The sequence below is a fragment of the Endozoicomonas sp. PH6C genome, assembly GCF_059322965.1.
Window position 1 is genome coordinate 7,113,249 of record NZ_CP185342.1, and the last position, 23,902, is coordinate 7,137,150.

The 23,902-nt window shown below is 45.9% G+C and carries 21 protein-coding genes and 1 pseudogene; 9 read left to right on the plus strand and 13 right to left on the minus strand.

Annotated features, from left to right (window positions below; translation table 11 throughout):
- Window positions 1-824: 824 nt before the first annotated feature.
- Window positions 825-2,891 (plus strand): hypothetical protein, encoded by a 2,067-nt coding sequence (locus tag ACOMG9_RS25430; RefSeq protein ID WP_448215209.1) that lies wholly within the window; start codon window positions 825-827, stop codon window positions 2,889-2,891.
- 63 nt (window positions 2,892-2,954) lie between these two features.
- Here the strand turns inward: ACOMG9_RS25430 and ACOMG9_RS25435 are convergent, their stop codons facing one another.
- From ACOMG9_RS25435 to ACOMG9_RS25455, 5 genes are all read right to left on the minus strand, one after another.
- A complete protein-coding gene (locus tag ACOMG9_RS25435; protein ID WP_448215210.1) occupies window positions 2,955-3,728 on the minus strand; it encodes a metal ABC transporter permease in 774 nt (257 codons plus the stop codon).
- Entirely contained in the window at window positions 3,728-4,645 is a 918-nt protein-coding gene (locus tag ACOMG9_RS25440) for a metal ABC transporter substrate-binding protein (RefSeq protein ID WP_494529605.1), read from the minus strand. Before ACOMG9_RS25440 ends, ACOMG9_RS25435 begins: the two co-directional genes overlap by 1 nt.
- On the minus strand, window positions 4,626-5,864 hold the full coding sequence (locus tag ACOMG9_RS25445) for a hypothetical protein (protein ID WP_448215212.1): 1,239 nt from the start codon (window positions 5,862-5,864) through the stop codon (window positions 4,626-4,628). Before ACOMG9_RS25445 ends, ACOMG9_RS25440 begins: the two co-directional genes overlap by 20 nt.
- A 218-nt stretch (window positions 5,865-6,082) precedes the next feature.
- Window positions 6,083-8,176 (minus strand): AsmA family protein, encoded by a 2,094-nt coding sequence (locus tag ACOMG9_RS25450; RefSeq protein ID WP_448215213.1) that lies wholly within the window; start codon window positions 8,174-8,176, stop codon window positions 6,083-6,085.
- Between the two features lie 111 nt (window positions 8,177-8,287).
- Window positions 8,288-10,030, minus strand: a complete 1,743-nt coding sequence (locus ACOMG9_RS25455; RefSeq protein ID WP_448215214.1) for an SPOR domain-containing protein — start codon at window positions 10,028-10,030, stop codon at window positions 8,288-8,290.
- Window positions 10,031-10,305: 275 nt separating this feature from the next.
- On the opposite strand from ACOMG9_RS25455, the gene ACOMG9_RS25460 reads away from it, so the two are divergent.
- The 5 genes from ACOMG9_RS25460 (at window position 10,306) to hisF (ending at window position 13,761) form a co-directional block, all read left to right on the plus strand.
- On the plus strand, window positions 10,306-11,022 hold the full coding sequence (locus ACOMG9_RS25460) for a hypothetical protein (RefSeq protein WP_448215215.1): 717 nt from the start codon (window positions 10,306-10,308) through the stop codon (window positions 11,020-11,022).
- A gap of 146 nt (window positions 11,023-11,168) precedes the next feature.
- Window positions 11,169-11,762 (plus strand): imidazoleglycerol-phosphate dehydratase HisB, encoded by a 594-nt coding sequence (gene hisB / locus ACOMG9_RS25465; RefSeq protein WP_422136241.1) that lies wholly within the window; start codon window positions 11,169-11,171, stop codon window positions 11,760-11,762.
- 116 nt (window positions 11,763-11,878) lie between these two features.
- Window positions 11,879-12,523 carry an imidazole glycerol phosphate synthase subunit HisH gene (gene hisH / locus ACOMG9_RS25470; RefSeq protein ID WP_422136242.1) on the plus strand — a complete coding sequence of 215 codons (645 nt, stop codon included), beginning with the start codon at window positions 11,879-11,881 and terminating at the stop codon, window positions 12,521-12,523.
- 66 nt (window positions 12,524-12,589) lie between these two features.
- On the plus strand, window positions 12,590-12,946 hold the full coding sequence (locus tag ACOMG9_RS25475; protein WP_422136243.1) for a DUF4870 domain-containing protein: 357 nt from the start codon (window positions 12,590-12,592) through the stop codon (window positions 12,944-12,946).
- 41 nt (window positions 12,947-12,987) lie between these two features.
- Complete coding sequence (gene hisF / locus ACOMG9_RS25480) at window positions 12,988-13,761, plus strand: imidazole glycerol phosphate synthase subunit HisF (RefSeq protein ID WP_448215216.1); 774 nt, start codon at window positions 12,988-12,990, stop codon at window positions 13,759-13,761.
- Window positions 13,762-13,811: 50 nt separating this feature from the next.
- On the opposite strand, the gene ACOMG9_RS25485 is transcribed toward hisF, so the two are convergent.
- From ACOMG9_RS25485 to ACOMG9_RS25515, 7 genes and pseudogenes are all read right to left on the minus strand, one after another.
- Window positions 13,812-14,822, minus strand: coding sequence for a hypothetical protein (locus ACOMG9_RS25485; protein WP_448215217.1), 1,011 nt, complete (start codon window positions 14,820-14,822; stop codon window positions 13,812-13,814).
- Window positions 14,823-15,066: 244 nt separating this feature from the next.
- Complete coding sequence (locus tag ACOMG9_RS25490) at window positions 15,067-16,344, minus strand: AhpA/YtjB family protein (RefSeq protein WP_448215218.1); 1,278 nt, start codon at window positions 16,342-16,344, stop codon at window positions 15,067-15,069.
- A 163-nt stretch (window positions 16,345-16,507) separates the two neighbouring features.
- A pseudogene (gene rhuM / locus ACOMG9_RS25495) lies at window positions 16,508-16,858 on the minus strand (RhuM family protein); the annotation flags it as partial.
- Window positions 16,859-16,869: 11 nt separating this feature from the next.
- Entirely contained in the window at window positions 16,870-17,055 is a 186-nt protein-coding gene (locus tag ACOMG9_RS25500; RefSeq protein WP_448215219.1) for a virulence RhuM family protein, read from the minus strand.
- Between the two features lie 129 nt (window positions 17,056-17,184).
- Window positions 17,185-17,319: a hypothetical protein gene (locus tag ACOMG9_RS25505; protein ID WP_448215220.1), complete on the minus strand. Its 135-nt coding sequence runs from the start codon at window positions 17,317-17,319 to the stop codon at window positions 17,185-17,187.
- Between the two features lie 209 nt (window positions 17,320-17,528).
- On the minus strand, window positions 17,529-18,134 hold the full coding sequence (gene rhuM, locus ACOMG9_RS25510; protein ID WP_448215221.1) for a RhuM family protein: 606 nt from the start codon (window positions 18,132-18,134) through the stop codon (window positions 17,529-17,531).
- Between the two features lie 145 nt (window positions 18,135-18,279).
- Window positions 18,280-18,618 carry an N-6 DNA methylase gene (locus ACOMG9_RS25515; protein ID WP_448215222.1) on the minus strand — a complete coding sequence of 113 codons (339 nt, stop codon included), beginning with the start codon at window positions 18,616-18,618 and terminating at the stop codon, window positions 18,280-18,282.
- 390 nt (window positions 18,619-19,008) lie between these two features.
- Here ACOMG9_RS25515 and ACOMG9_RS25520 point away from each other — a divergent pair, with 390 nt between their 5' ends.
- From ACOMG9_RS25520 to ACOMG9_RS25530, 3 genes are all read left to right on the plus strand, one after another.
- Window positions 19,009-19,737 (plus strand): hypothetical protein, encoded by a 729-nt coding sequence (locus ACOMG9_RS25520; RefSeq protein ID WP_448215223.1) that lies wholly within the window; start codon window positions 19,009-19,011, stop codon window positions 19,735-19,737.
- A 540-nt stretch (window positions 19,738-20,277) separates the two neighbouring features.
- Window positions 20,278-21,006: a hypothetical protein gene (locus tag ACOMG9_RS25525; RefSeq protein WP_448215224.1), complete on the plus strand. Its 729-nt coding sequence runs from the start codon at window positions 20,278-20,280 to the stop codon at window positions 21,004-21,006.
- A 545-nt stretch (window positions 21,007-21,551) separates the two neighbouring features.
- Entirely contained in the window at window positions 21,552-22,253 is a 702-nt protein-coding gene (locus ACOMG9_RS25530; protein ID WP_448215225.1) for a hypothetical protein, read from the plus strand.
- A 101-nt stretch (window positions 22,254-22,354) separates the two neighbouring features.
- On the opposite strand, the gene ACOMG9_RS25535 is transcribed toward ACOMG9_RS25530, so the two are convergent.
- Window positions 22,355-23,704, minus strand: coding sequence for a hypothetical protein (locus ACOMG9_RS25535; RefSeq protein ID WP_448215226.1), 1,350 nt, complete (start codon window positions 23,702-23,704; stop codon window positions 22,355-22,357).
- Window positions 23,705-23,902: the final 198 nt, after the last annotated feature.

Here is a 23,902-nt window from a genome sequence, read left to right on the forward strand (position 1 = left end):
GCTGTCGTGTAAGGTCTTCGACCCCGGACCAACAGCTGACAACAGGTTATTCATTGAGTCGATTCTCTGGCTTGCTGGTACCGGAGCACCTTGGTAGACATGCCTGAAGAGTTCGGTGATTGGCACAATATATAACCGATTCAGTCGCTGTAGCTTGAAAGGAATATGGAATCAAGTTTTTGAAGAACTGACTCATGGTTGCGTACATGGAACATGTACCTTTTAAACCGTCTTTTAGACACTGTGTTCAAAGGGATGTCGACAGGTTGCCATTCTCTTGCAGTAATAAATGGCGCACGCATCATGCGACTGAAGTAAGGCAGTGCGACGATTCTGTTCAATCGGGGGCTGTTAATGCGGCTTTTGTTGAGAGGCACAGGGGGCGGTGGTGCTGGCTTCGGCTACTAATCGTCTGATACAGTCCTTAACTGCCAGTAGTCAGCAAACTAATTCTGAACTTGAACTCGTTAGAAATGAGTTGCGACAGCATAAAACTCAGCTTGATAACTTAACAATCGCTCTCTGTTCAATGTTTATTTTTGGGCTTGCTGTATTATATTGTGTTCGGAGATGAAGGGTGGCGCCTGCAATTATATGGGAATGCTTTAGATAGCAGCATCATGATCTGGTTAGCATGACAACATCAGTAAATTGATTTTCTGGTTAGATAAGAACGCTCCCTGGTTTTGGGGTGAAGTAGCTCATCAGCCTCATGCTGCGGATCAGCATTGAGTAATATGAATTATCGTTCTGGAACTTTTTCAAGAATTAATAGTCTAAATCTACATAGCTAAAGAAATCAAATACGTTCAATGGAGTGAACAATGAATATAAATTCTAACAGAACAGATGCTTGCGGACTTTATGAAAGCAGTCCTGATGAAAAGAATGATGATTGTTTTGATTCAGAACAGAAAGTATTCAAAAGTTTTTCAAGAAAGCTGCAGTTTGATGATAAATCCTTTGCACCGATAAATAAGATAGGCAGGCTTGGCTCTATTGCGCCAGGTTGCAGTCACCAGATCGTCAATCAGACTATTCCCGAGCGAAAAGTTTCCCATTGCGTTACTACGGATAGTGCTGAGGTAATGAATGTAGCCAGAGTCAGCGAGAAGTTTACAGCTGAGGCAGTGGCTGGGCATTTTAGAAATACTATTGAAAACCTCATACATACACTGAGATACAACGTAATCGAAAAAGAAAGCTGTAGAGGTGATCAAAGAGACGAATTAATAGGGATTTTTATCGATTTTATTTTATACCAGGAGGGGCTTGTCCATGATCGATGTTTTACTGTTGAAAGCAGCCCTGATAAATACGTGGCGGGTAAAACCATTAGCCTGGGGCGGGTTGAGGAGATAGAGTCTTTCCTGACTACTATTTTTACCGAAGGGGCAGCAGCGGAATCAAAAAGAGATTTGCGTGGATTATGTTATAGTCTGGTGGACATGTTAGTTGATTATCTCAACAAAAAAGAGAATCTATCGGACGATGTGACTCCATATATTGGGTATTGCAATCATAAATTTACCTACCAGCAATTAATGAAGGATATATTTCCATTTTTCGAAACCCTTTTTGCTTCAAGAGGTCTTTTTTCTGAGCTGGGTATTATCTTTGATTTTGCTGTGAAATTCAGGCAGACAATTATTGATAGTGGTGATAATGATTATAGAGACAGAAACTTGTTAACCATTGCTTTGCGAGAAAACAAAAGTGATTTGAGAGAGTTTTTTAATCGAGATGTTATGGATGTTATTTTTTTGCGGCGCTGTGATGGCATTGTCGATACCCTGTTTGATAACTGCTCTTTACCGAATGACAATGGAGTGGATTTGGCAAACAGACCAAACCTTAAATTTGGTGAAGAGCTTGAATATGATCTTAAAGATGATTGTTCTCTTCGTTATGGTGATCATCGTAAGATTTTTTTATCTCGATTATCAGAAAAAAAGTTAACTGATCAAGGTACTGACGAACAACGTCGTGTACGCTATGGATTTAACAGTAAATTTACAGTGATCCCTTTTTATGACTCACGGCGGTGGTTTGAAATAAACTGCACGCCTTATCATTCTGATGATCAACTCGCGGAGTTATCTTTTGAGAAGGTGATTGAAGTAACTGATTCAATGCGAAACGAAGGATTCATTGATTATAGCTCCGGACATAAACACGTCGATGTGATGAGTGCTACTCAGGGTGACACTGGTGTGCTTCTGGCGATGGAATCTGAGATCCAACAAAATCCTTTTCTGTTGAGGGCGTTTGGAAATAATGATCGAATCGTACAGCAGGATGAAGCTAAATGGTATAAAACATTTGCTGATTATAATCCAGACACAAAACCATTTGCCGTAAAGCGGTTAAATAGAATTATTGATCGTTACAATAAAAGAATAGAAGAAAATCATACTGAAAAAGCAAGCCATAAAGCGAGCACTGATTCAGAAAAAAAAGACAGGCTTGATCAATTTGCCCATTTTTATAGTCAACTTGTTCATATGACGAGCATACAAATGGGGCTAGGTTCAATTGGTAACTATTGTATGGAAAAGTATATGGCTATGTCTTTATTGCATATTACCGGAGCAGAAAAAGTCGAGAAGTTATCAACACTGGAATTTCGGTTTTTCCGTTGCCCGAAAACGGTACAGGAAATTAAGTTGATTAACCAATTTTTACAGGCCTGGTTTGGCTACCTTAATCAGTGTAGAAAGGATAAAATTCCTTTGCAGTCTGTGCCTGAAGATATTAAGTCCTCCAAAGACTATACGGCAGCTGAAGTTCAGCTTAAAACCATAGATTACCTCAGGAAATTAGAGCTGAATCCTGAGGACTATCGCTGTTTTTGGGGCGAAGTAAGGGACATTCCGTCAGGGGCCTTTTGAGTGGGTCATAGATGGTGACTGGTTGCCAGAAGCTCATGCCCTTCTGGCTCTCTTCATTAGTTATCAGCGCCTGTTTAATACTCTGAATAGGACACAAACGGCAGTCAAGCTGACGACAATTGTCGCACCACCAGGAAAGTCATAAAGACTGGACAGCGCCAATCCCAGAATCACACCTGCTAATCCTGCCAGATAGCCGAAAGCAAGAGCTTTCTTTCCAGACAACTGATTGACAGCCAGAGCGGGCATAATCAAGGCGCTGAATACCAGATAGACACCCACCATTTTGACGCTCAGTGTGACCATCAGGGCAAAGAGCGGGTAAAAAAGTCTGCCATCAAGGATTTCTGGTCTCATGATTGTCACTGCAAGAAAAGCCAAACTTGCCAATCCCGGAACCACCATGTCCTGCCAGCCAAGCCAGAGGATATGACCGTTCAGGGCTCTGGAAATATGCTCCGCGCCTTGGGGATCACTGGACATAAGAAGAGTGATAGAAGCAGCAGAGACCACATAAATGCAGCCAATAATCGCTTCCAGCTCTTTCTCTGAGTATTTGGCCAGCCATGCAATCAGGCCAGCACCACCAATGGAAAAGGCAAAGGGCATTAAAGCTCCTAATCCTGCGGAGCCATCGTGGGGAACATGACGGTGAGCCTGTGTCATCGTCAGGATATGAGCGACGATGGCACCCATAGCCGCGACCTGGGCAATAGCCAGATCCATGAAGACAATACCACGCTTCAGAACCTGTCTTCCCAGGACCAGGTGTGTACTGAAAACAATGATGCCTGCCACCAGGGCAGGCATCATGATTGCAAGAAGAGCCCATTCCATTATGAATCTTCCGGTTTGCCTGTCACTTTCAGCAGCTTTTGAATGAGATCGTCATACAAGCTGATCAGGTCTTTACTCTGTTTGCTGCCACCGACCGTCATCGGCAACTCTGTGGCGGGCACACCGGCTTTCTGACTTAACCAGTCCGCACCTTTTTTGTCCTGATAGGAGGCGTACACGACGGCATCGATAGACGTCTTTTTAGAAAGCTCCAACAAGGATGCCAGGTGTCTGGTTGAAGGTGGCAGACCGGGTTTGGGTTCCAGGTCACCAACAACATTCACACCCAGCCACTCCAGCAGATAGTCAAAGTTGCTGTGATAGGTCACCAGGTTTTTACCTTTCAGTGGAGCGGCTTCCTTTTCCCAGCGCTTGATATTGGTCTCCCAGACTTCTGAGAACTTTTTGGCGTTTGCCAGATATTCATCCTTGTTCCCCGGGTCAAGCTCTGCCATGCGTTCTGCCAGGGCCAGGGCGATTTTCTGCAGTCGATAAGGATCAAGATGCAGGTGAGGGTTTCCTTCCGGATGAACATCGCCCATGGTTGGATCTACTTTTTCAAGCTTACCGATGGTCTCTACCTGATCAGCAGCAAAGAACAGCCCTTTGTCTCCGGTCTGAATTTTTGGGTTGGCTGACTTCATTTGCAGAACCGGCAGCCAGCCGGTTTCCAGCTCAGCACCTGAGCAAACGACTATGTCTGCCTTTCTTATTTTCGAGATCAGTCCCGGACGAGCCTGAATGTGGTGAGGGTCCTGTCGGGCCGTTGTTGCCGTGTAAACCTTTGTATCAGTAGCGAGCTCTTCAGACAATGCAGCCCACTCAGGCTCACAGGCAAATACGGTCAATGCTCCGTGACTGGATGCTGGAAAGGCCAGAGCGGATGCCAGCAACAGTTTAGAAAGTGTGCGCATCATGAGCTCCAAGGGACATAACATACTGAAGGGTTACGATGTTGTTGGTGTTTTCGAAACCGTCACCTGTCTGATGAGTGTACTGCAGTCTGACTGTGGAGAAGTGTGAGTGACTCCAGGACACCATAAGTTCAGTTTCTTGCAGCTTCTTCTCGTCGAAATGGTCCTCGTGGGCTTCGTAGCCCTTGAACTCCCCGTAACGAGCACCCACTGCCCACTGAGGCGTCATCTTATAAACGCCGCTCAGGTAAAAGCCTTTATTCTTTTCATTACCCTCAAAGTTGTCGCTGAGATCCTGTGTTTGCAGATATTCTCCTGTCAGGGTCAGGCTGCGGTACTTGAAGTTACCATCAGGAGCCCACTTCCATACGGCATCGGCAATATAGGTGTTCTTGCCAGTAAATTGGGCGTTATGAGAGTGGCTGTGGCCCTCATCTTCTTCATGTCCGTGATCTTCATCGTCTTCGTGCTCATGGTCATGATTGCTGATGCTGGCACCGTTGTCATTTCTGAGATAGCTCAGACCCAGCTGCCAGCTGTGCTCTTCATTAAAATCACCACCAACTTTGGTGAAGGCGGTGTAGACTCCCACTGATTTTGGATCGGTTAAATCTGCAGCCTGCAGCTTTTTACCACTAAAAGCTTCGGTACCGATCGTCCAGAACGTATCGGTAGGCATTACATAACTCAGGCGTACACCGTCGTCATAGTAGTGTGACCCCAGCATTGCCCGGTAAGCGGCAGGCCTTTCAACAAATGAATCCGTGTGAGCGTGCTGACCATTCAGGTAGCCGATATCAGACAGAAATCGACCAGCGCGAACACTAAAACCGCCAGGCAGAGCCAGAGTCTGGATAAATGCCTCTTCTGTTTCGAACTTGGTTTCGCCGTCGTGATCATGCACAACACCGGTGAACTTGCCGTAGAAAAGATCATCAACAGCCGCACTGACACCCAGTTCAATATGACCCAGACCAAAGCCCTTTTCATATTCGCTGAGAGCGCTGTCAGCTGACTTGTAATGGCCGTCCAGAATAAGGCTGAAATTTGGACTGAATCCTTCAGCATGAACAGTTGCGGTGGCTGACGCTGCCAGCAGAATCAGCGCTTTTGCCATTCGGCTGTAAGCTGATCTTTTGCGGATAGCTCCTTTAAAGGGAGTAACTTTGGCTGCTGGAGAGTGGAAGTCAGTAGAAATAACCGGCGGGTTGACTGCAGGCACAGAAGGCTCCTAGTGTGAAAATGCTCAATGCGTTGGGTGATATAAAGCTAGTCAATGCTTGTTATTTTGTAAATGTTATAACATAACGATTTGTATTCTCAAGTTCTATTACTTCTGTGAATCCACCTTCGGCTGACAGCTTCTCGCATTCCCCCCCACTGATACCGACACGGATGAGCGGGGGGCGATAGAGCAGGAAGCATTGGAAAAACGGTTTTTTATTTGAAAAGGCCTTTCAGGGCATCTTTCAGGTGTCCGGCTTTTTTCTCAATCTCTTTTTCCACACGCTTTTTCACTTCTTGTCTGGCCAGTGAAGCAATGGTGTCGGCCAGACGTTTGGTATCAATACCACACTCCTGCTGTCCCAGCTTGCCTTGACAACGAACCGGCCAGGTGACATTGACGTAGTCTTCGTTGACCTCGCAGGCTGGGTCACTATCAGGAGCACGGTCGCCACTGATGTTCAGGCCCACATGAAAATCCATAGTCTGTTTGACCAGATTGATATCGCCGTCACCTTTGAGATTCAGGTTGGTCAGAGCAGCAGTCAGATCCTTATTGCTGGCTACCCCGTTGTTGATGGTGAAACTGCCTCCGAGCTGGGTGAACCGGGTGGTATGACCCCAGTCTTTTTTCTGCAGATCTTTCTTGCGTATTCTGGCAATTCCCTCACACACCATCTTGTCAAAGTTGGCCTCCGTAAAGGCTCCCTTATCGACATTGAAGTCAACCTTTCCGTTCAGGTTACTGATCAGGACACTCTGAAGCTGGCCATGGGTTGTCAGGTTCATGTCTGCATTGACCTTACCTTCAATGGATTTCAAAGCCGGTATGGGCTGAGCCAGAGCCTGCAGATTTATAGCGTTCAGATCTGCTGTTGTCTGAATTTCAGGATTACCCTGTTTGCGAACATCCAGCTTGCCGTCCAGATCAATGGTGCCCTCGTAGAAGCCGGAAGCCAGCTTGATATCTTGTTGTCCGTTCAGGGCTGTAAGCTGGACTGAAGGCTTGTTAAAAGTGAGTTTTGCCACGGTCAGGGAAGCCAGTTCCAGAGAGCCTTTGACGTTCAGAGGACGCAGGGCGTCTTCCGGAATCAGTGGCAGCGCCTGGTTGGGCTGAAGCTCTTTCACAGTACCTGACGCAAAGGTCGGAGGCTCTGTGCTCTGCACACCTTCAGACTTGCCTTTTGATTCTTCTTTGGTCTCTGTCTGTTCGGAGGCAGGTGGCAGGTAGCGATCCAGGTTCAGGTCACCGCCCTTGAACTGAAAAGTCATGTCCTGTTGTTGCAGGTTTCCGATTTTGAAGAAACCATCCAGATTGAAACCATCAAGCGTCAGATCCAGTTTGCCTGCAGAGAAGCTTTTACCATCGGTGTTAAAGCTGCTCTTGAAAGCCAGCTGGGTCATTGCCCCGGGATCTGCCATGGGGGGAAGCAGGATCTTGATCTCTTTCAGAAACTTGCCTGGATTGAACTGTGTGACATCCAGGTGGCCTTTCACCATCAACGGTTGTTGCTGAACGTTCAGGGCGCCGACAATTTGCAGGGTTTCGGTGCTTGTCCCGACAAGATTATCTGCTGCCGGGTTGGCTGATATTTTGAGATCCTGCAGATCATAGGTGCCCTCTTTGAGGCTGAACTTCAGAACACCCGTGATGCCAGTCATCAGTGTCAGATCGGGTTCACTGCTCTTGATACGAGCTTTCAGATTAAAGTCAAAAGGCTCATTGTTGCGAATTGCCCCGGTTTCCAACCCGGCCTGATCAACCAGGTAGGTTTTACCTGTGCTCTCGTCGTCATAACGGATCACCAGTCCTTCAACACTGACATTGGCAATATCCAATTCCAGAGGTGTAGATTCGGTGGTACCTTCGGGCGTTACAACTGTTGTGGTCTCTGTTGCAACAGGCTCGCTACCTGTTTTTCTGGAAACCTCCCAGTTGCCCTGGCCGGACTCGTTCCTGACCAGATTAAGATCCAGCCCTATCAGCCTGGCTGTTTGCATTTCTACTTTTTTGCTTAACAAAGGTAGCAGCTTAACACTGACTTCCGCTGTCCCCAGTCTGGCCAGCTCGGAGTTGTCTGCCCCTTTAACATTCACCTGTTCAAGGGAAAGTCCCAGCCAGGGAAAGACCGACCAGCCAATAGGGCCGTCAATCGTGAGCGTCAAACCAGTATTGTCGTAAACCATTTTGGAAATGTCATCCCGGTAATTGTTGGGATCTATCACTTTCGGAAGAATCAGGGCAGCAGCAACAACAAGAATTATGATGCCAGCCACCAAAAAGGCGATGAGTTTAATTGCACGGTTCATTGGAGACCTCGGGATCTCTGGGTACAGAATATTGTTATTCCTTGGTCAGGATAGTGTACCGCAAGTGTTTGAGGAGTTGGTAAGGGGGATGAAAATATTGTCCCCCCCCCCCTAACTTTCCCGGGCCTGTAGTTTCTTGAGGGATTTTACCGAGCGGGTCCAGGGGTAGAGGACCTGGACAGCGTCTTTCAGTTGAGGTGAATTGAGAACAGCCAGAGCTTCTTTACTGCTGGTGAACTGACCTTGCAAAAGGACATACCAGTCTTTCTGGTTTTTTCGGTATCGCGCCGTAACTGCAGACTTCAATTCCGGGAATCGTTTTTTCAGCTTCTCAATGGCTTCTGGCTTGTTGGCAGAAAACCACTGAATGGTATAGCTGTTTCCCGGCCCACTGAAGATTGTCCCTTGCGGTTGAGTAACCTTTCGGGAGGTTATCTGCTGAGTCTTTTCTGACTTCCCTGTAATGAGACTTTGTAGTTCATTAACCGATCGGACTCTGGGGGAGAGGCGTATAGAAATACGGGCCAGCTCCGGGCTGGAAAGTGCTCTGTTAGCCTGATCTTTGCTGGTATAGGGAGGACCCACGAGTAAAAACCAGTCTTGATATCCTTTCCGATAGTGGATGATCTGGGTGTCACTCAACTGTGCATACCGCCTGCGGACTCTTTCGAGCGTATCTCTTCGGGTTCCAGTCAGCCACTGGATAGCGTAACTGTGCCGGGAAGCTTTGAGAATGTCATGTCTGGCCGGTTGCTGGTACTCTCTGGCTTCTTTTGGACGACGATATTCGTTGGTCTTTTCCTGGACCGAATACGTTGAATAACCCTCATTCAGGTAGCTCTGCTGGTAGTGCAGTTTTGTCTGAAAGTCCTCCTTTTCAGGAGTCGTCCGGGTATAACGCTGCGAACGAGGAGCACTGTAGTTCAAATCCATTGGTTCTTTATAAGGCTCGGACTGATAGGAAGAGTGAAATGGTGGCTCAGATGTCTGCTGAGAATCGACGTTGTAATCCCGATGGGTTTCTTGTTGCTGCAATTTTGGATAGGCGGGAGCGATACTGGCAAACAATCGATTATTGTCCGGCTTTACAGGATTATTGTAGGCATAACGCTGTTCGTTCAGTGGCTGTGAGGGGTCACCGGGATCTCTGAGTTCACCTGGCATAATCAGGTTGAGCTTCTGAATGCTGGCCAGAGATCGTGTCCAGGGATAGAGTTTGTCGGTCAGCAACAACCGGGGAGGACTGTTGAGGGCTGTCATTGCTGACTGGCTATCTTTGAATGGTCCGTCCAGCAATAAAAACCAATCTTTGTTTTTGCGCTGATAGCGGACAATCGTCGCTTGCTGCAGGACCGGGAAACGACGCTGCAGATCCCTTAATGGTTCTTCGGTATGGGTTGCGAGCCACTGGATAACAAAACTCCCATGTTCCGAGCCCATTAGTTCGTTGACTCTCTGCCGGAGTTGTTGTTCTGGAGTCGTCTGTTGATAGGTGTAGGAGTAGTTGTTACCCTGCCGAGGATAGTCCGGCTGCACAAACTCCTGTTTGAACTGGTTGTCTGGCTCCGCTTTGACAGGCTCATAGTGCTGCTGAGAAATAGTTTCCGGGTACCCGTTATTTCTATTTGAAGCAGAATAAGCAGCGGTTTCCAGAGATTGTTCGTAACGATCTGTCTGGCTGCTTCGGCATAGCCAGTCGCTGTTCTGATCGGAGCGACAATCCCATGATGAACTCAGTGTCAAGGGTTTTGGAGGCAATAAAAGGGCATCCGCTGAAAAAGCGGTGAGTGTTGCCAGGGTAGCAACAACTCCGAGCCTGATGTTTTTTTCCATAAACAGCACTCGAGCTGACATGAATCAGATCCTTCTGATCATTGCTTTTAACAAATCAGGTTTGAAAAATAATTGCAAGTCTTGTGTTGAATTAATTTTTCAGTCGCCAAGTGTTGTCTGGCTCATCGAACAGCAAGCAATGACCCCGGGAAATGTTCAACCCTCGCTATGGTGCGGCAGTTCAGCGACTAATATGGTGGTGAGGTTGTTTGCGTGACTCTGCCTGGGGAAAATCGGCCTCTGCCGCCTGAATACGTTGGGAACGGGTTATGGAGACAATGGACGCTTTTGGGATAATGTCAGTCAAACGTTGGCTGGCAACAATGTTCTGCCTGGCTTTGCCCGTCTCTTCATGGGCTTTGGACCTGGCGTGTTTCCCGAGGGTTGATACCACTCAAAATCAATACCTTGTTGCTTCAGACATGCTGATGCTGGAAGCAGCCAGGGAGAAGAAGCTCAACAAAGACAAGGCTGAGTTCCCTGTCTGGGTCAGCGGTTATCAGCGGGGCTGGTTTGCCAGAGTCGTTGAAAAATCACCGACAAAGACCGTTCCGGGTGTTACCCCAAAAGAAGGGAAGTTATTCAATGGCTTGTTGTTGGCATCATCCGGTCATCAGATCAGCAGCCTGGATCGCAATGAAACTCTGAACTGCAGAACCCTCATCAGTGTCAGACAACTCAAGACAATGGCTGGTGGCCAGCTACCCGGGAAGGGGCAAATCTGGATCTATGTCCTCAAGCCCGGGAGTATGAAGAGGGCGGCTGGCAAATACCCAATCCAGCAGTCGGATGTCGATAATTTCCTTACCGGGTGTGTGGAACAGTCCAGGACATTTTCACTGCCTCAGTTTGCTGAACAATGTGTGGATTTTACTGTAGGCTGGTCGCAGAACTGGGCCAATGACCGTGAAAGGCCTTCCGGTGGCAGGCTGGTACAGAACAAACGAAAGGAGATAGACAGATTGCTTGAGAGGCTGGAAGCAGAACTTTTCGAAAAAGTACGAGATGAATAGCTCGCCTGCTTGATAGCTGCTCCGTATAATGGCCGGATTGAGGTCCGGGAGTCAGCAAGCATTCAGGTTTGAATGGTCTTTATTTGAGTCTGGTGTTAATAACAGGTCAGACTCCATGTACAGAATAGATATAATTGGAGATTATCATGGCTGAGCGCAAGGCCAGTGTTGAAAGAAATACGCTGGAAACCCAGATCAGGGTTGATATCAATCTGGATGGCAGTGGCAAAGGCCAGTTCGACACTGGTGTGCCATTTCTTGATCATATGATGGACCAGATTGCCCGTCATGGCATGATGGATCTGGATATCAAGGCTGTGGGTGACAACGAAATCGATGACCACCATACCGTAGAAGATATCGGTATTACCCTGGGGCAGGCGTTCACCAAAGCCATTGGTGACAAGAAAGGTCTGACCCGATACGGGCACTCCTATGTACCGCTGGACGAGGCGCTTTCCAGAGTCGTCATCGATTTTTCCGGACGTCCCGGCCTTGAGTTTAATGTCGATTTTACCCGGGCCATGATTGGCAAGTTTGATGTCGACCTGTTCTACGAGTTCTTCCAGGGCTTTGTTAATCATGCCAATGTGACGTTGCACATTGATAACCTGCGCGGTCGCAATGCTCACCATCAGATAGAAACGGTCTTCAAGGCCTTCGGCCGGGCATTGAGAATGGCCCTGGAACTGGATCCTCGTATGGCTGGTCAGATGCCATCCACCAAAGGATCGCTGTAATCATCAGCCATGAGCAAAAAACAGCCATGAGCGAAAAAAAGCTTTGAGTCCACTTCAAACAGACAGGGTGATGCAGTCGGTATGTTTTTCATTAAGCTGTCAGGTGAGTTAAAAAAATGAAGACAGTTGCAGTCATCGATTATGGGATGGGTAACCTTCACTCTGCCAGTAAAGCTCTGGAACACGTGGCCAGCAGCGATACCCGTGTCAAGGTGACTTCTGACCCGAACATTATTCAGCAGGCCGATCATGTGGTGCTTCCCGGTGTCGGGGCTATCCGTGATTGTATGGCAGAAATTCGTGCCAAAGGCGTAGATGATGTGGTGCGGGAAGTGGTCGAAAGCCAGCGCCCGCTTCTGGGTATTTGCGTTGGTATGCAAGTCATGTTGAATCACAGCGAAGAGAATGGTGGCGTTGATTGTCTGGGTCTGATGCCCGGGCAAGTAAAATTTTTTGGCAAGGGGCTGGTGGATGAGGCCGGTGAAAAACTGAAAGTTCCTCACATGGGCTGGAGCCCGGTTCAGCAACATCGTGATCACCCTTTGTGGAAAGGCATCGAAGATAATGCCCGCTTCTATTTTGTCCACAGCTATCATGCTCATGCAAATGACGATGGGATGGCTGTTGGTCGTTGTCACTACAGCGTTGATTTTGATGTGGCTTTAGCACGGGACAATATCTTTGCGGTGCAGTTTCACCCTGAGAAAAGCGCTGACAGCGGCTTGAAACTGCTTGAGAACTTTTTGAACTGGAATCCTTAGAGGGGGCTCGACACTTAAAATACGTTCGAGCTTAAAAAAATGGACATAGACGCTTTGCAACCATTTATGAAAAAGCCCGATTCCAATGAGAAGAATTGGGCTGTTTTCTCCCATATTCTGACCTTGTTTGGCTGTGTCCTGCCAGGCACGAACCTGTTGATCCCTTTTCTGATCTGGTATCAGAAAAAAGATCAGTCTATGTTTATTGCCCATCATGCCAAAGAGTCTTTGAATTTCCAGATCACCGTGACTCTGGTGATTGCCATCTGGGGATTACTGAATGCTGTTCTGATCGGGCTGCTCTTTCTTCCCCTGATTCCGTTTGCGGTGGTTTTTGCCCTGATTTTTGTGATCCGGGCCAGCATGAAAGCCAGTCGGGGAGATGAGTACCGATATCCGGTATGCCTGCGTCTGGTCAACTGAGTCTTTAATCGGTTTATTGCAAAAAATAGAGAGGCCGTTCAATGGGCTTAGCGAAAAGAATTATTCCCTGTCTGGATGTTGACAATGGCAGAGTAGTGAAAGGCGTCCAGTTTCTTGATATCCGTGATGCCGGTGACCCCGTTGAAGTGGCTCGCCGCTATAACGAAGAGGGTGCAGATGAGATCACCTTTCTGGATATTACCGCCAGCCATGAAGACCGCGACACCATGGTTCATACCGTTGAGCGTATGGCCAGCGAAGTGTTCATCCCTCTGACGGTAGGTGGCGGCATTCGCAAGGTGGAAGATATTCGTACCATGCTCAATGCCGGTGCCGACAAAGTCAGTATTAATACGGCTGCTGTCTTTAATCCTGAATTTGTTCAGGAAGCTGCCGATCGTTTTGGCTCCCAATGTATTGTTGTTGCCATCGATGCCAAGAAGGTCAGCCTGTCAGGTGAGCCTGAACGCTGGGAGATCTTTACCCATGGCGGCCGAAAACCAACCGGACTGGATGCGATTGAGTGGGCCAGGAAAATGGAACAGTTGGGAGCTGGCGAAATTCTTCTGACCAGTATGGATCAGGATGGAGTAAAGAACGGTTACGACATTGGCATAACCCGAGCCATATCCAATGCTCTGGACATTCCTGTTATTGCCTCGGGTGGTGCCGGAAATCTGGACCATCTGGTTGAAGCTGTGAAGGAAGGTAAGGCCGATGCTGTTCTGGCTGCGAGTATTTTTCACTTTGCTGAATACTCTATTCCCCAGGCCAAAGCTTACATGGCCAGGCATGGCATTGAGATGAGAGTCTGAAATAGTAAGAAGGAAAGAAATTAAACTTTTTCCTTCCCGCATTTTTACAGTCAGTACAGCATCACTTTTCCAAAAATGATCATTACAGCGACCAGCAGCACGACTGACGTTTGTTCTGCTTTTGTCGCAGAATCATGGGCTTCTGTGCTGACCACTGTTGACTCATCAGCACCCATTTTTATCTCGAAATGGGCCGAGTTGTACTGACCGTCTGGTAATACACTGGGCAGTGAATAGGCCTGATTAGTCAGGATTTTGTAAACATCAGGGTCACCTGATTGTACTTTAGCTCTGGTGTTTAATGTCCATTCATTTTGGATTTTTTCCAATCGACCGGGAAACTCTTGACCGCCGAGCATCGAAGTCAGTGCAAAATAAGTATATTCAGTGATCATGCAACTGTAGTTACAGCTTTCATCCTCATAAGTGAACCAGGCGTGTTTAGGGTAACTGTCCGGGATTGTATCAAACCGACCACCACGAGCTTTGTCCATGGCATCGGCAATCAATGAACCATGTCGCTCGCCAAGCGCTTCAGGATAAACTTTGCTGTAGCCAAGACGGGTGATCAAATGCAGTACTTCTTCGAGGGCGCCATCAAATACACCTCTGGCCGCGCCATTTGGGTGAGTTTCGCTTGCTTTCAGGTCTTGCAGATTGGGTAGTTTCTTCTTATTTCCGACTTTATCCCTCACAGGTTGTAGTTCGGAATCGTCAGCTATCATTGCCAAAGTGGCTTCTTGTGCAACCAACATATCTACCACTTGCTGATTGTCGATAAGGCCATTATCATCGTTATCGAGATATTCAGCCATGATTTTCGCAGCATGAAGCAGTTTCTCATCGGGCACTTTTTCTGTGCCCCGAACCTTAATACCAAACACAGTCGTGTATTTTGGAAATACCATAGCCAGAGTTTGTTGGGTTTCAGATATAGGAGTTGGAGCAAGCGTTGTCGTCTGTGTCGTGTTTTGTGAGTAATTACCGCTGCCGTGGGCGTAAAAACTCAAACTAATAGTTATCGCTATCGCTGTTTTAACTATGGTTAGATTGGACTTCATAATCTCTCCGATACAGCAATGTCACTCATCAGCCTCCAACAAATGATGATCGCAGTAATTTTTCATAGCTATAAAAAGAGCTTTAAAAACATTCTGCCTCTGCTTTATCTTGCCATTCCTGATGTCTTGGTCACTACCATTGGTGAATAATCTACCACCCATGCCAAAACCTACATGGCCAGACAGGGTATTGAGATGAGAATCCGAGGAAGAGAGTTTACTCTTCCTTCAACAAACGACAGATTTATTGCTCCAGCTCCCGGCTGATGGAATAAGCCTCCTGCGCAATGGCTTGCTGCTGTTCTGCAGGTAAACCGGTGACCTCCACAATATCTTCGCCCTGTTCACTGAGTTTTATTTCGGGCTCTCCGGCTGGCAGCCAGTTGAGCTGATCACGAAACATGTGAATACCTTCCGAGTCAGGAAGACTCGCCAGCATCAACGCATGACTGGCGGCATTGTCGGATTGTGAGGGATGCTCGCTACCGGGGAAATCACAGATACCGTCACTGATACAGATACCCAATCCCATCTCCAGCGAAGCGATGTTCTGCTCGCCAACCACCCTGTTAAGACTTTGTATTAACAGGGCACAACTCAGGGCATCCATGGCAAAAGAAGCACTTTCCAGACTGGAAAAGTGAATATACCCGGTGCCATCTGGTGTGTAACTTAACTCGCCCTGGTAATGTTGAGTGGCACACCTGAGCGCTTCGCTCTGAGTCTCAATAATGTTCATCAGATCGTGGGGGGCCAGCAGTTGCCGCAATCGGGACAGGTTTTTATTGCGGACACTGATAATGGCCGAGATTTCCTCTTTTTCCTCTTCCTCGGGTTCCGGCTCAATGGAGTCCATCAGTTTTTCAGTCAGTTGTTTTTCCACAAAACCAGAGAGTCGAAGTACTTCATTTCTAAAGGAGACCGGATTGGCCGGGGATTGCAGAATAGAATGCAACTGCCTTTCAATAAGCTTAAGTCGGGAAGTGATATTGGAGGCGAAAAAGGAGAGCAACAACAATCCACTGATCAGAAGAATGATGCTGATCGTAATGATCAGTGTCAGAGCATCGCCGGAATTTCGGGTCAGTAACTCACTGTCCAGTTGCAGGCGGACATAGCCTGCAATTACGTCCTGATAGTGTATCGGTGACGAATAAGTTTCACCCTTCTCACCGACCTCATCGCTCTCTGAAGAGGCTATTTCACGATTATCAATGCTGTATATGGCGGCCTTGGCCACGTAGGGGTTTTGCACCAGCTGTCCCAGCAATACGTTGAGACTGAGCCTGTCTCCTGTGACCAGCATATCGGTGGCCGCACTGGCTGTCTGGGCACTCAGCAGGCTTCCGATGGAGTCAGCCTGATGACGGCTGGCAGACTCCAGCTCGCTGCTGACCAGAAAGCCGGTAGACAGAGTCAGGGCCGTGAAAAGCACGCCAAACAGCAACAATAGTTGCTGGCGAAGGGACAGAGCTTCTGATTGTCTGGCAAACAGGGTGATGATTTTTTTCGGCAATGACAAGGCCGAACCTCCTAAGGTGTTATGTCAGGCGCTTCCATTGAACTGTTCTGCCAGAGTGCCGATCACGCGGAGCTTTGTGCATTGAAGTACGCATTGGGTGCCAATAGGCACGATTCTAACAGAGAATGTGGTTAAAACCTGACTTTCAAACACGCACGTTTGTTTAAATAAGGTCATTAGTGCCCATCAGCGGTTGGTCGGCATCGGCTTTTAAAGCGATGATTTCCGCTGCCGTATGACCGGTAATAGCAAAATGAAATTTGTCTTGCACATGGGCATAAAACAAACGAGTGGTGTCTGATTTGGGATGATAGTCGATACTGCACTCGGCAAAGATATCGGTAATCTGCTGGTAAATACGCCGCTCACTGGCATGGATGGAACGCACCCGCCCCAGCAGCTCTTTAAAGTAATCCTTACCAAAATACCGGCCATTTTTTAAACGTTCATCATCCATGGCAAAGTCCTTGATGATGTATTCCTTGATTAAGGCTATCGCCCAAATGCGGAACTGTGTGGCTTGGGTTAGCCTACGGAAATGACGGCATCCAGGTTGTAGTACTCGAGCTTGCGTTTTACCTCCCGCTTACCCTCCTGTTGAACTGTTTCCAAAATGGAAATAGTTGCTTTTTGATCCAATTCGCCACTGGAGTAGATATTCTCCAGATGCCTGGAAATAGCTGGAACACCCACGCCCAACAGTTCAGCCATACGCTTCTGGGTTAGCCATAGGGTCTCATTGTTCAGCAGGACCTCTCTGCCTTTACATCTCCACCGGGAGCGGTATAAAGCAGGAATTTGGTGGTTTGGTCTTGCAGGCTCAGGTTTTTATGGCTCATGTCAGGCTGCCCTCTCTTCTGGCTTTGGGAAGCTTAGCAGCTGGTCACGGTAGTATTCGTACTGCTTTTGGCGCAGCTCAATTTCTCGGGGTAAGCCTTCGGTGATGGAGTGGGTCAGGATGTCGAATTTATCCATTGATATCACCAGAATCCAAGAGCTGTTTGGCTTTTTGCTTGCTGAGCTTTTCTTCTGCTTTGGCCAGTTCTATTTGGTCGGTGATGTTTAATTGATTGGCCGGAATCATGGCTTGCCTCCATTTTTTTTTGGGAGGCTTCTATTTTTTTATCTCTTTGTCGAAGTCACTTTCAAACAGACGGTCTTGAACAATGCGGTACTTTTCAAATTCACTTTCTGCCCAGTCCTTTGCATACTGTTCCAGAGTTGTGCAGGATCTCACGGTCATCGAATTCGAGGAACTGGTCCAGTCTTTTGGCCCAGTCCTCCATGGTCATGGGCATCTTTCTCAGGGCACGTGCTTCCGCCAGTTCAAGGTAGGCGTTGACGATTCGGCTCAATCCATCCATCTCCTCTTTACTAAGATAGTTTTTCGCAACAGAGACATCAGTTTTCAGGACTTTGCCATCGGGTGAGTTTTTCCAGCTGGTTAACCCCATATTTGCTTTTTCGCTATTTGCGCGTTCTTTGATCAGTTCAGCTGCAGTGTGGCCATGAATTGCGTAATGAAGTTTATTCTGAACCTTTGAAAAAAATTCTCGGGTGATAGGAGCATCCTTGTTGTAATCGATGCTGGTCGAGTAAATATCAGTTATTTTCTGATAAAATCTGCGTTCGCTGAGGCGGATCTCGCGGATTTCTTCCAGCAGTCTCTCAAAGTAGTCTTCCCCGAGAAAGGAGCCATTTTCCATACGCTCTTTATCGATGACATAACCCCTGATGGCAAAGTCTCTCAGGGCTTGGGTAGCCCATTGGCGAAACTGAGAAGCACGCACAGAGTTCACCCGTTAGCTCACAGAAATGATCGTGTCCAGATTGTAGTATCTTCATAACGAGCTTCAATGCTCTGCGTTTCGGACTGGGCTGTAAAAATCAGAAACTCCGCAGTGGAGTTGCGAACGAATTTTTTGTTGTCTTTTCTCATGCCTTAACCTCTGTACCCTCTAACTCAGCCAAAATGGCATCAATCTCCGAGCGTAGCTGATCTATCCTGCCAACCGTGGTTTTCAGCTCAGCATTCAACTGAGTAATATCAACCTTCTCCCGGGTATCCCTGGCTTCCACATAACTGCTGACCGACAGGTTGTAGTCATTGTCAGCGATCGTCTCAAGGCTGACCGACTTTGCGACATGCTCCACATCGTCCTTGCTGTCGAAGAACGCCATAATCTGCTGGATATGTTGATCCGTCAGCACATTGTTATTGGTCTCTTTTTTAAAATCACAGCCAACTACTGAGCCACGAACGTCGTTGGACACTGGTCATTGAGGCACTCCTGAAAATAAGGTTCTTCTGACAGCACGCTACCGCTCAGAGATTTGGCTACTGCAATCAGCAACAGGCGGAGCATGGGTCTCGATAGCTCTGTCAGTAAAAAAGAGTTCAGTTTATCACTTTCGCTGAAAAGCCTCGCCCAGAAGTGGGCCGGGAGCGTCAAAATACTACAAAATGACAAGCAACAGTCTGAAAAGTGGGCTTATTTACCGTAAATATAAAATCATCGAACAGATCAGCCCTTATTCACAGCTTTGTTAATTGCACTGACTTCAATGTTATGAACCTTCGTTCCAAAACCAACTCTAAACTATTGAATCAGTTTTAAATGTTTTTGCTAAGTGGGAATGAAGCTAACTAAAGAGGTATTAAATATGAATAAAGCAGATAATAATTCCGGAATTGTTGGTTTATTTTCACTAAAGCCTAAGGAGGAAACACCAAAGGGTGTCAGCTTCGGCAGAACCACAATGGCAGCTGACAAAGTTGATTCTTCATTGAGCCATTTTGTAAACGGAAGTGATACTGGTCACTCAAGCCAGAGGTTGGGAACTCTTGCCAGCACCAGCACGTTGCTAGAACAGAGAGTAGTATCTAACCAGGTGAGCACCGAAATAGACGCAGCAAAAAAAAGACCCCAGATGGCTGTGTCAAAAATTATAAATCACTTAGATAATTTTAAAACAAAAATAATTGCCGAGGATGAATATTGTAGAAATACAGCCCATACTCCGGATATCCAAGTATTAGAGAATATCATCCAATTACTTCAGCATCTTGAACCTTGCAAGATTTCAGTAGCTGTAAGATTTAATGTTGGGGCAGGTTCTGTTAAACTCGGTGATGATTTTTTTAGTACTGTTGATTTTAATGTTTATTATAGGGATCAGATGTTATTCTCTTTATTGCAGAATACTGTCAGTCCTGGTGATACACGTAATCCTGTGAAGCTGGGAGCTAGAGTTGTTGAAACCAGCGCCTTATTTGATGAACTCTATTTTGCTCCTGGTGGCCCCGGTTATCAAGCTGCAAAATGTGAATTTGAGGTATTGCAGATCAAATCGTTACTTGATGGTCTTAAAGGTTTACCTGTCCACGAATAACCTGAGCGAAAAGGCAGTTTATAGTGAGCTACAGCTTACTCGTTTTGTTTGATATGGTTTGCACAGTACTCAAAGTTGAACAGGGTGAGTGAATCAAAGACAGCTGCGGGGTAAAATCAATGACCCTGCAATAACAGCTAAAACAGTTTGTTGGGGCTCTGGTCATTGAGGCATTCCTGAAAATGATGTTCTTCTAACAATACGCTGCCACTCAGAGATTTGGCTATTGCAATCAGCAATAGGCGGAGCAAGGATCTCGATAGCTCTGTCAGTAAAAAAGGGACAGTCTACCTTCGCCGAAAGCCTCACCCAGAAGAGGGCTGGGAGACTCAAAATACTACAAAATGACAAGGAAGTACCTGAAAAGTCGCCTTACCGTAAATATAAAATCATCGAACAGATCAGCCCTTATTCACAGCTTTGTTAATTGCACTGACTTCAATGTTATGAACCTTCGTTCCAAAACCAACTCTAAACTATTGAATCAATTTTAAATGTTTTTGCTAAGTGAGAACGGAACTAACTAAAGAGGTATTAAATATGAATAGCGTCGATAATAATTCCGGAATTGTTGGTTTATTTTCGCAAAAGCCTAAGGAAGAAATACCAAAGGGTGTCAGCTTCGGCAGAACCACAATGGCAGCTGACAAAGTTGATTTTTCATTGAGCCATGTTGTAAACGGAAATGACACCGATCACTCAAGCCAGAGCTTGGAAACTATTGCCAGCACCAGCACGTCACTTGGACAAAGAGTAGTGTCTAACCAGACGAACACCGAAATAGACGCAGCAAAAACAAAAGCTCAGGAGAATGTGACGGCAATCATAGATCACTTGGATGGTATGAAAGAAAGACTAATTGCCGAGGATAAATATTGTAGAAATACAGCTCATAACCCAGATATCCAAGTATTTGAGAATTTAATCCAATTACTTGAGCATCTTGAACCTGGCAATATTTCACAATCTGCAGAATGCTGTGATTCCACATGCTTTGTTGAAATCGGTGATCATTCTTTTTGTACTACTGATTTTAATTTTTATTATGGGTCTGAGGTATTATTCTCTTTACACCATAATGTTTTCATGACTTGTGGTAAAGGTTATTCTTTAAAGGAGGGAGCTGAAGTTATTGAAACCAGCGCCTTATTTGATGAACTCTATTTTGCTCCTGGTGGCCCCGGTTATCAAGCTGCAAAATGTGAATTTGAGGTATTGCAGATCAAATCGTTACTTGATGGTCTTAAAGGTTTACCTGTCCACGAATAACCTGAGCGAAAAGGCAGTTTATAGTGAGCTACAGCTTACTCGTTTTGTTTGATATGGTTTGCACAGTACTCAAAGTTGAACAGGGTGAGTGAATCAAAGACAGCTGCGGGGTAAAATCAATGACCCTGCAATAACAGCTAAAACAGTTTGTTGGGGCTCTGGTCATTGAGGCATTCCTGAAAATGATGTTCTTCTAACAATACGCTGCCACTCAGAGATTTGGCTATTGCAATCAGCAATAGGCGGAGCAAGGATCTCGATAGCTCTGTCAGTAAAAAAGGGACAGTCTACCTTCGCCGAAAGCCTCGCCCGGAAGAGGTCTGGGAGCGCCAAAATACTACAAAATGACAAGTAACTGTCTGAAAGTGGCCTGACTTACCGTAAATATAAAATCATCGAATAGATCATGCCTTATTCGCAGGTTTGTTAATTGCACTGACTTCAATGTTATGAACCTTTGTTCCAAAATTAACTCAAAACTATTAAGTCATTTTTTTAATGCTCTTGCTAAGTGAGAACGAAGCTAGCTAAAAAAGGCAGTAAATATGAATAATGTAGATAACAATTCCGGCATTGTTGGTTTATTTTCGCTAAAGCCTAAGAAGGAAACACCAGAGGGTGTCAGTTTTGGCAGAACTACAACGGTAGCTGATAATCTTGATTCTTCATTGAGTCATGCTGTAAACAGGATTGATCCCGATCGCTCATCTCAGAGGTTGGGAGCCGTTGCCAGCACCAGCACGTCACTTGAACAGAGAGTAGTGTCTAACCAGACAAGCATTGAAATAGACGCAGCAAACAAAAAAGCTCAGGAAACTTTGTCAAGAATCATAATGCGCTTGGATTCAGTTAAAAAAAGTCTAATTGCCATCGATAAACTTTTTGAAAAGACAGATTCTAGCCAGTATATTCAAGTATTTGAGAAGGTCATCCAATTACTCGGGTATCTTGAACCTTGCAATATTTCAGAAGTTATGGAACATAAATCCGGTGATGGTTTTAGTGCTATTTATAAGCACTTTTATTATGGGGAGGAGGTGTTATTCTCTTTATTCCATAATAGTGCTATTAAAAGTGCACTCGAATGTGGTCATATGAATGGGTTACCAGCTATTCAAACCAGCGTCAAATTTGAAGAACTCCTTTTTGCTCCTGGCGGCCCCGTCTATCAAGCTGCAAAATGTGAATTTGAGGTATTACAGATCAAATCGTTACTTGATGGTCTTAAAGGCTTGTCTGTTGGCTAATAACCTGACGAAAATACAGCTTATAGTGAAAAGGTTTACTTATAGAGACTTACCTGGCGGCGTAGTTTGAGATCAGAAACTCATAGGTATCACCAAACAGGTCAATTGGGTTTGCCACCATATTTTTCTTCATACCATCTTTCAAAATCACTGTTTTCGCTTGTGCTCGAGCTCGAGGTTTCATCTTCATCTGACTCTTCTGTACCTGCTCTAGCTGCTCTTTCTCTGGCAAGTCGCGCAATAAACATTGCAACATATGTTGCTAGTATTGAATCTTCCAGAAGCGCTGTTTCATCTTGTCCATCTTCTAGTAGTGCTGCTTCATCTTGAGGAAGCCTTGAAAACGTTTCTTCCGAAGTAACCGCTGGTCCAAGCAATTGTTCCAGAATAGAATTGATCTTTTCATCTGTATTTCTTGGGAACATTGTTCTAATCCGTCTGGCAATCGCATAACCCACTGCTGTCAGTGCGCTTTCAGACTCCGGCAATGCTGCCGAAGCGCCCCCGGTTGAACCTTCAACGGCTTGGGACGCATTGTCTATTTCGCTTTGTTTTCTGGATATCAAAAAATGATAAAGACTTTCCAGGTTCAGCGGTTGGTCCTGGTTTTCCATCCTGAATCTTTCCTTAAATTCTTCTTCGCCAAAAAATTCTGCAGGAAAAAAAGCTGTCATTAGAAAACAATAAAGCAATTCAACTGTTCTCAAGTTCTCCACCAGGAACCTCAGCAGAATCATAGTGTCATTAACGTTTTCAGTATCTGCGTAGTTTTCATAATTCATAAAGGCCGTCACTTCTACAAAAGTTGGTGTTATCGGATAATCCAGAAAGTTAGAGAGTATTGATTTGTCGTCGTTTATTCCCAGAAGTCCATGACTTGTTGACAAGGGAGAGTTTCCCTTGCTGCCAAGACCTGCAAGAGAAAAAATAGTCTGATCTGGAGTCAGGCTGCCTGAATATTGTTCTCGCTGACTGCTCTTTCGATAATCGCTGCTTTGTAAAAAAACACTCGTCGGCAAGCCGTTTAAACCAGTTGGCAATGTTTTTGCCTTTATAGTGATGCCCGAAAAAAACTGTCCTGTTTTTTCAGTCTGAATTGAAGCATCAACAGGCACAAAAGCAGCCTTCTTCTCTAACAGAGCCTGCAAATCAATGTGGATCAGATGACCTGAACGATCAGTCACAACCAGAGACTGGCCACCATCTGCCCGAAGTCTGATGGTATCTTTTTCGTTAATGTCTGAAATCAGCAGTACTGAGCCTTTTTGGGAATCAAAAAACGGAGTAAAACCATGGATGGATAAAATTATATCGCCCACAACAATAATGGAACCATCGCCTAGCACTATAGATAATGGCTCAGGCGAAGGGGTTGGGGGAGAATCTCCTTTAACTGTTCCTACTGCAATCAAAGTAAAAAATAACAATGTTTGCCGTAAGCTGTTTCGCATTGAAAAACCCCACTTAGCAGAAAATAAATTGGAAACACCTAATGCTTGAACGGTGCCGACTATTGATCACTCCGACCTGCAATGCTACACAAACCCTGATTGTCGTGTGTTGAGTGGGGATATTGATGCAGAGCAGGTAAATACCCATTGCCTTTGATGGATTACTGCAACAAATCGACAGTGTAGCTTGTTTTCCAA

Coding starts and splice junctions, on each gene's coding strand:
- ACOMG9_RS25430 (WP_448215209.1), top strand. CDS start 825: ATGAATATAAATTCTAACAGAACAGATGCTTGCGGACTTTATGAAAGC.
- ACOMG9_RS25435 (WP_448215210.1), bottom strand. CDS start 3,728: ATGGAATGGGCTCTTCTTGCAATCATGATGCCTGCCCTGGTGGCAGGC.
- ACOMG9_RS25440 (WP_494529605.1), bottom strand. CDS start 4,645: ATGATGCGCACACTTTCTAAACTGTTGCTGGCATCCGCTCTGGCCTTT.
- ACOMG9_RS25450 (WP_448215213.1), bottom strand. CDS start 8,176: ATGAACCGTGCAATTAAACTCATCGCCTTTTTGGTGGCTGGCATCATA.
- ACOMG9_RS25455 (WP_448215214.1), bottom strand. CDS start 10,030: ATGTCAGCTCGAGTGCTGTTTATGGAAAAAAACATCAGGCTCGGAGTT.
- ACOMG9_RS25460 (WP_448215215.1), top strand. CDS start 10,306: ATGTCAGTCAAACGTTGGCTGGCAACAATGTTCTGCCTGGCTTTGCCC.
- hisB (WP_422136241.1), top strand. CDS start 11,169: ATGGCTGAGCGCAAGGCCAGTGTTGAAAGAAATACGCTGGAAACCCAG.
- hisH (WP_422136242.1), top strand. CDS start 11,879: ATGAAGACAGTTGCAGTCATCGATTATGGGATGGGTAACCTTCACTCT.
- ACOMG9_RS25475 (WP_422136243.1), top strand. CDS start 12,590: ATGAAAAAGCCCGATTCCAATGAGAAGAATTGGGCTGTTTTCTCCCAT.
- hisF (WP_448215216.1), top strand. CDS start 12,988: ATGGGCTTAGCGAAAAGAATTATTCCCTGTCTGGATGTTGACAATGGC.
- ACOMG9_RS25485 (WP_448215217.1), bottom strand. CDS start 14,822: ATGAAGTCCAATCTAACCATAGTTAAAACAGCGATAGCGATAACTATT.
- ACOMG9_RS25500 (WP_448215219.1), bottom strand. CDS start 17,055: ATGGCTGAACTGTTGGGCGTGGGTGTTCCAGCTATTTCCAGGCATCTG.
- ACOMG9_RS25505 (WP_448215220.1), bottom strand. CDS start 17,319: ATGGATAAATTCGACATCCTGACCCACTCCATCACCGAAGGCTTACCC.
- ACOMG9_RS25520 (WP_448215223.1), top strand. CDS start 19,009: ATGAATAAAGCAGATAATAATTCCGGAATTGTTGGTTTATTTTCACTA.
- ACOMG9_RS25525 (WP_448215224.1), top strand. CDS start 20,278: ATGAATAGCGTCGATAATAATTCCGGAATTGTTGGTTTATTTTCGCAA.
- ACOMG9_RS25530 (WP_448215225.1), top strand. CDS start 21,552: ATGAATAATGTAGATAACAATTCCGGCATTGTTGGTTTATTTTCGCTA.
- ACOMG9_RS25535 (WP_448215226.1), bottom strand. CDS start 23,704: ATGCGAAACAGCTTACGGCAAACATTGTTATTTTTTACTTTGATTGCA.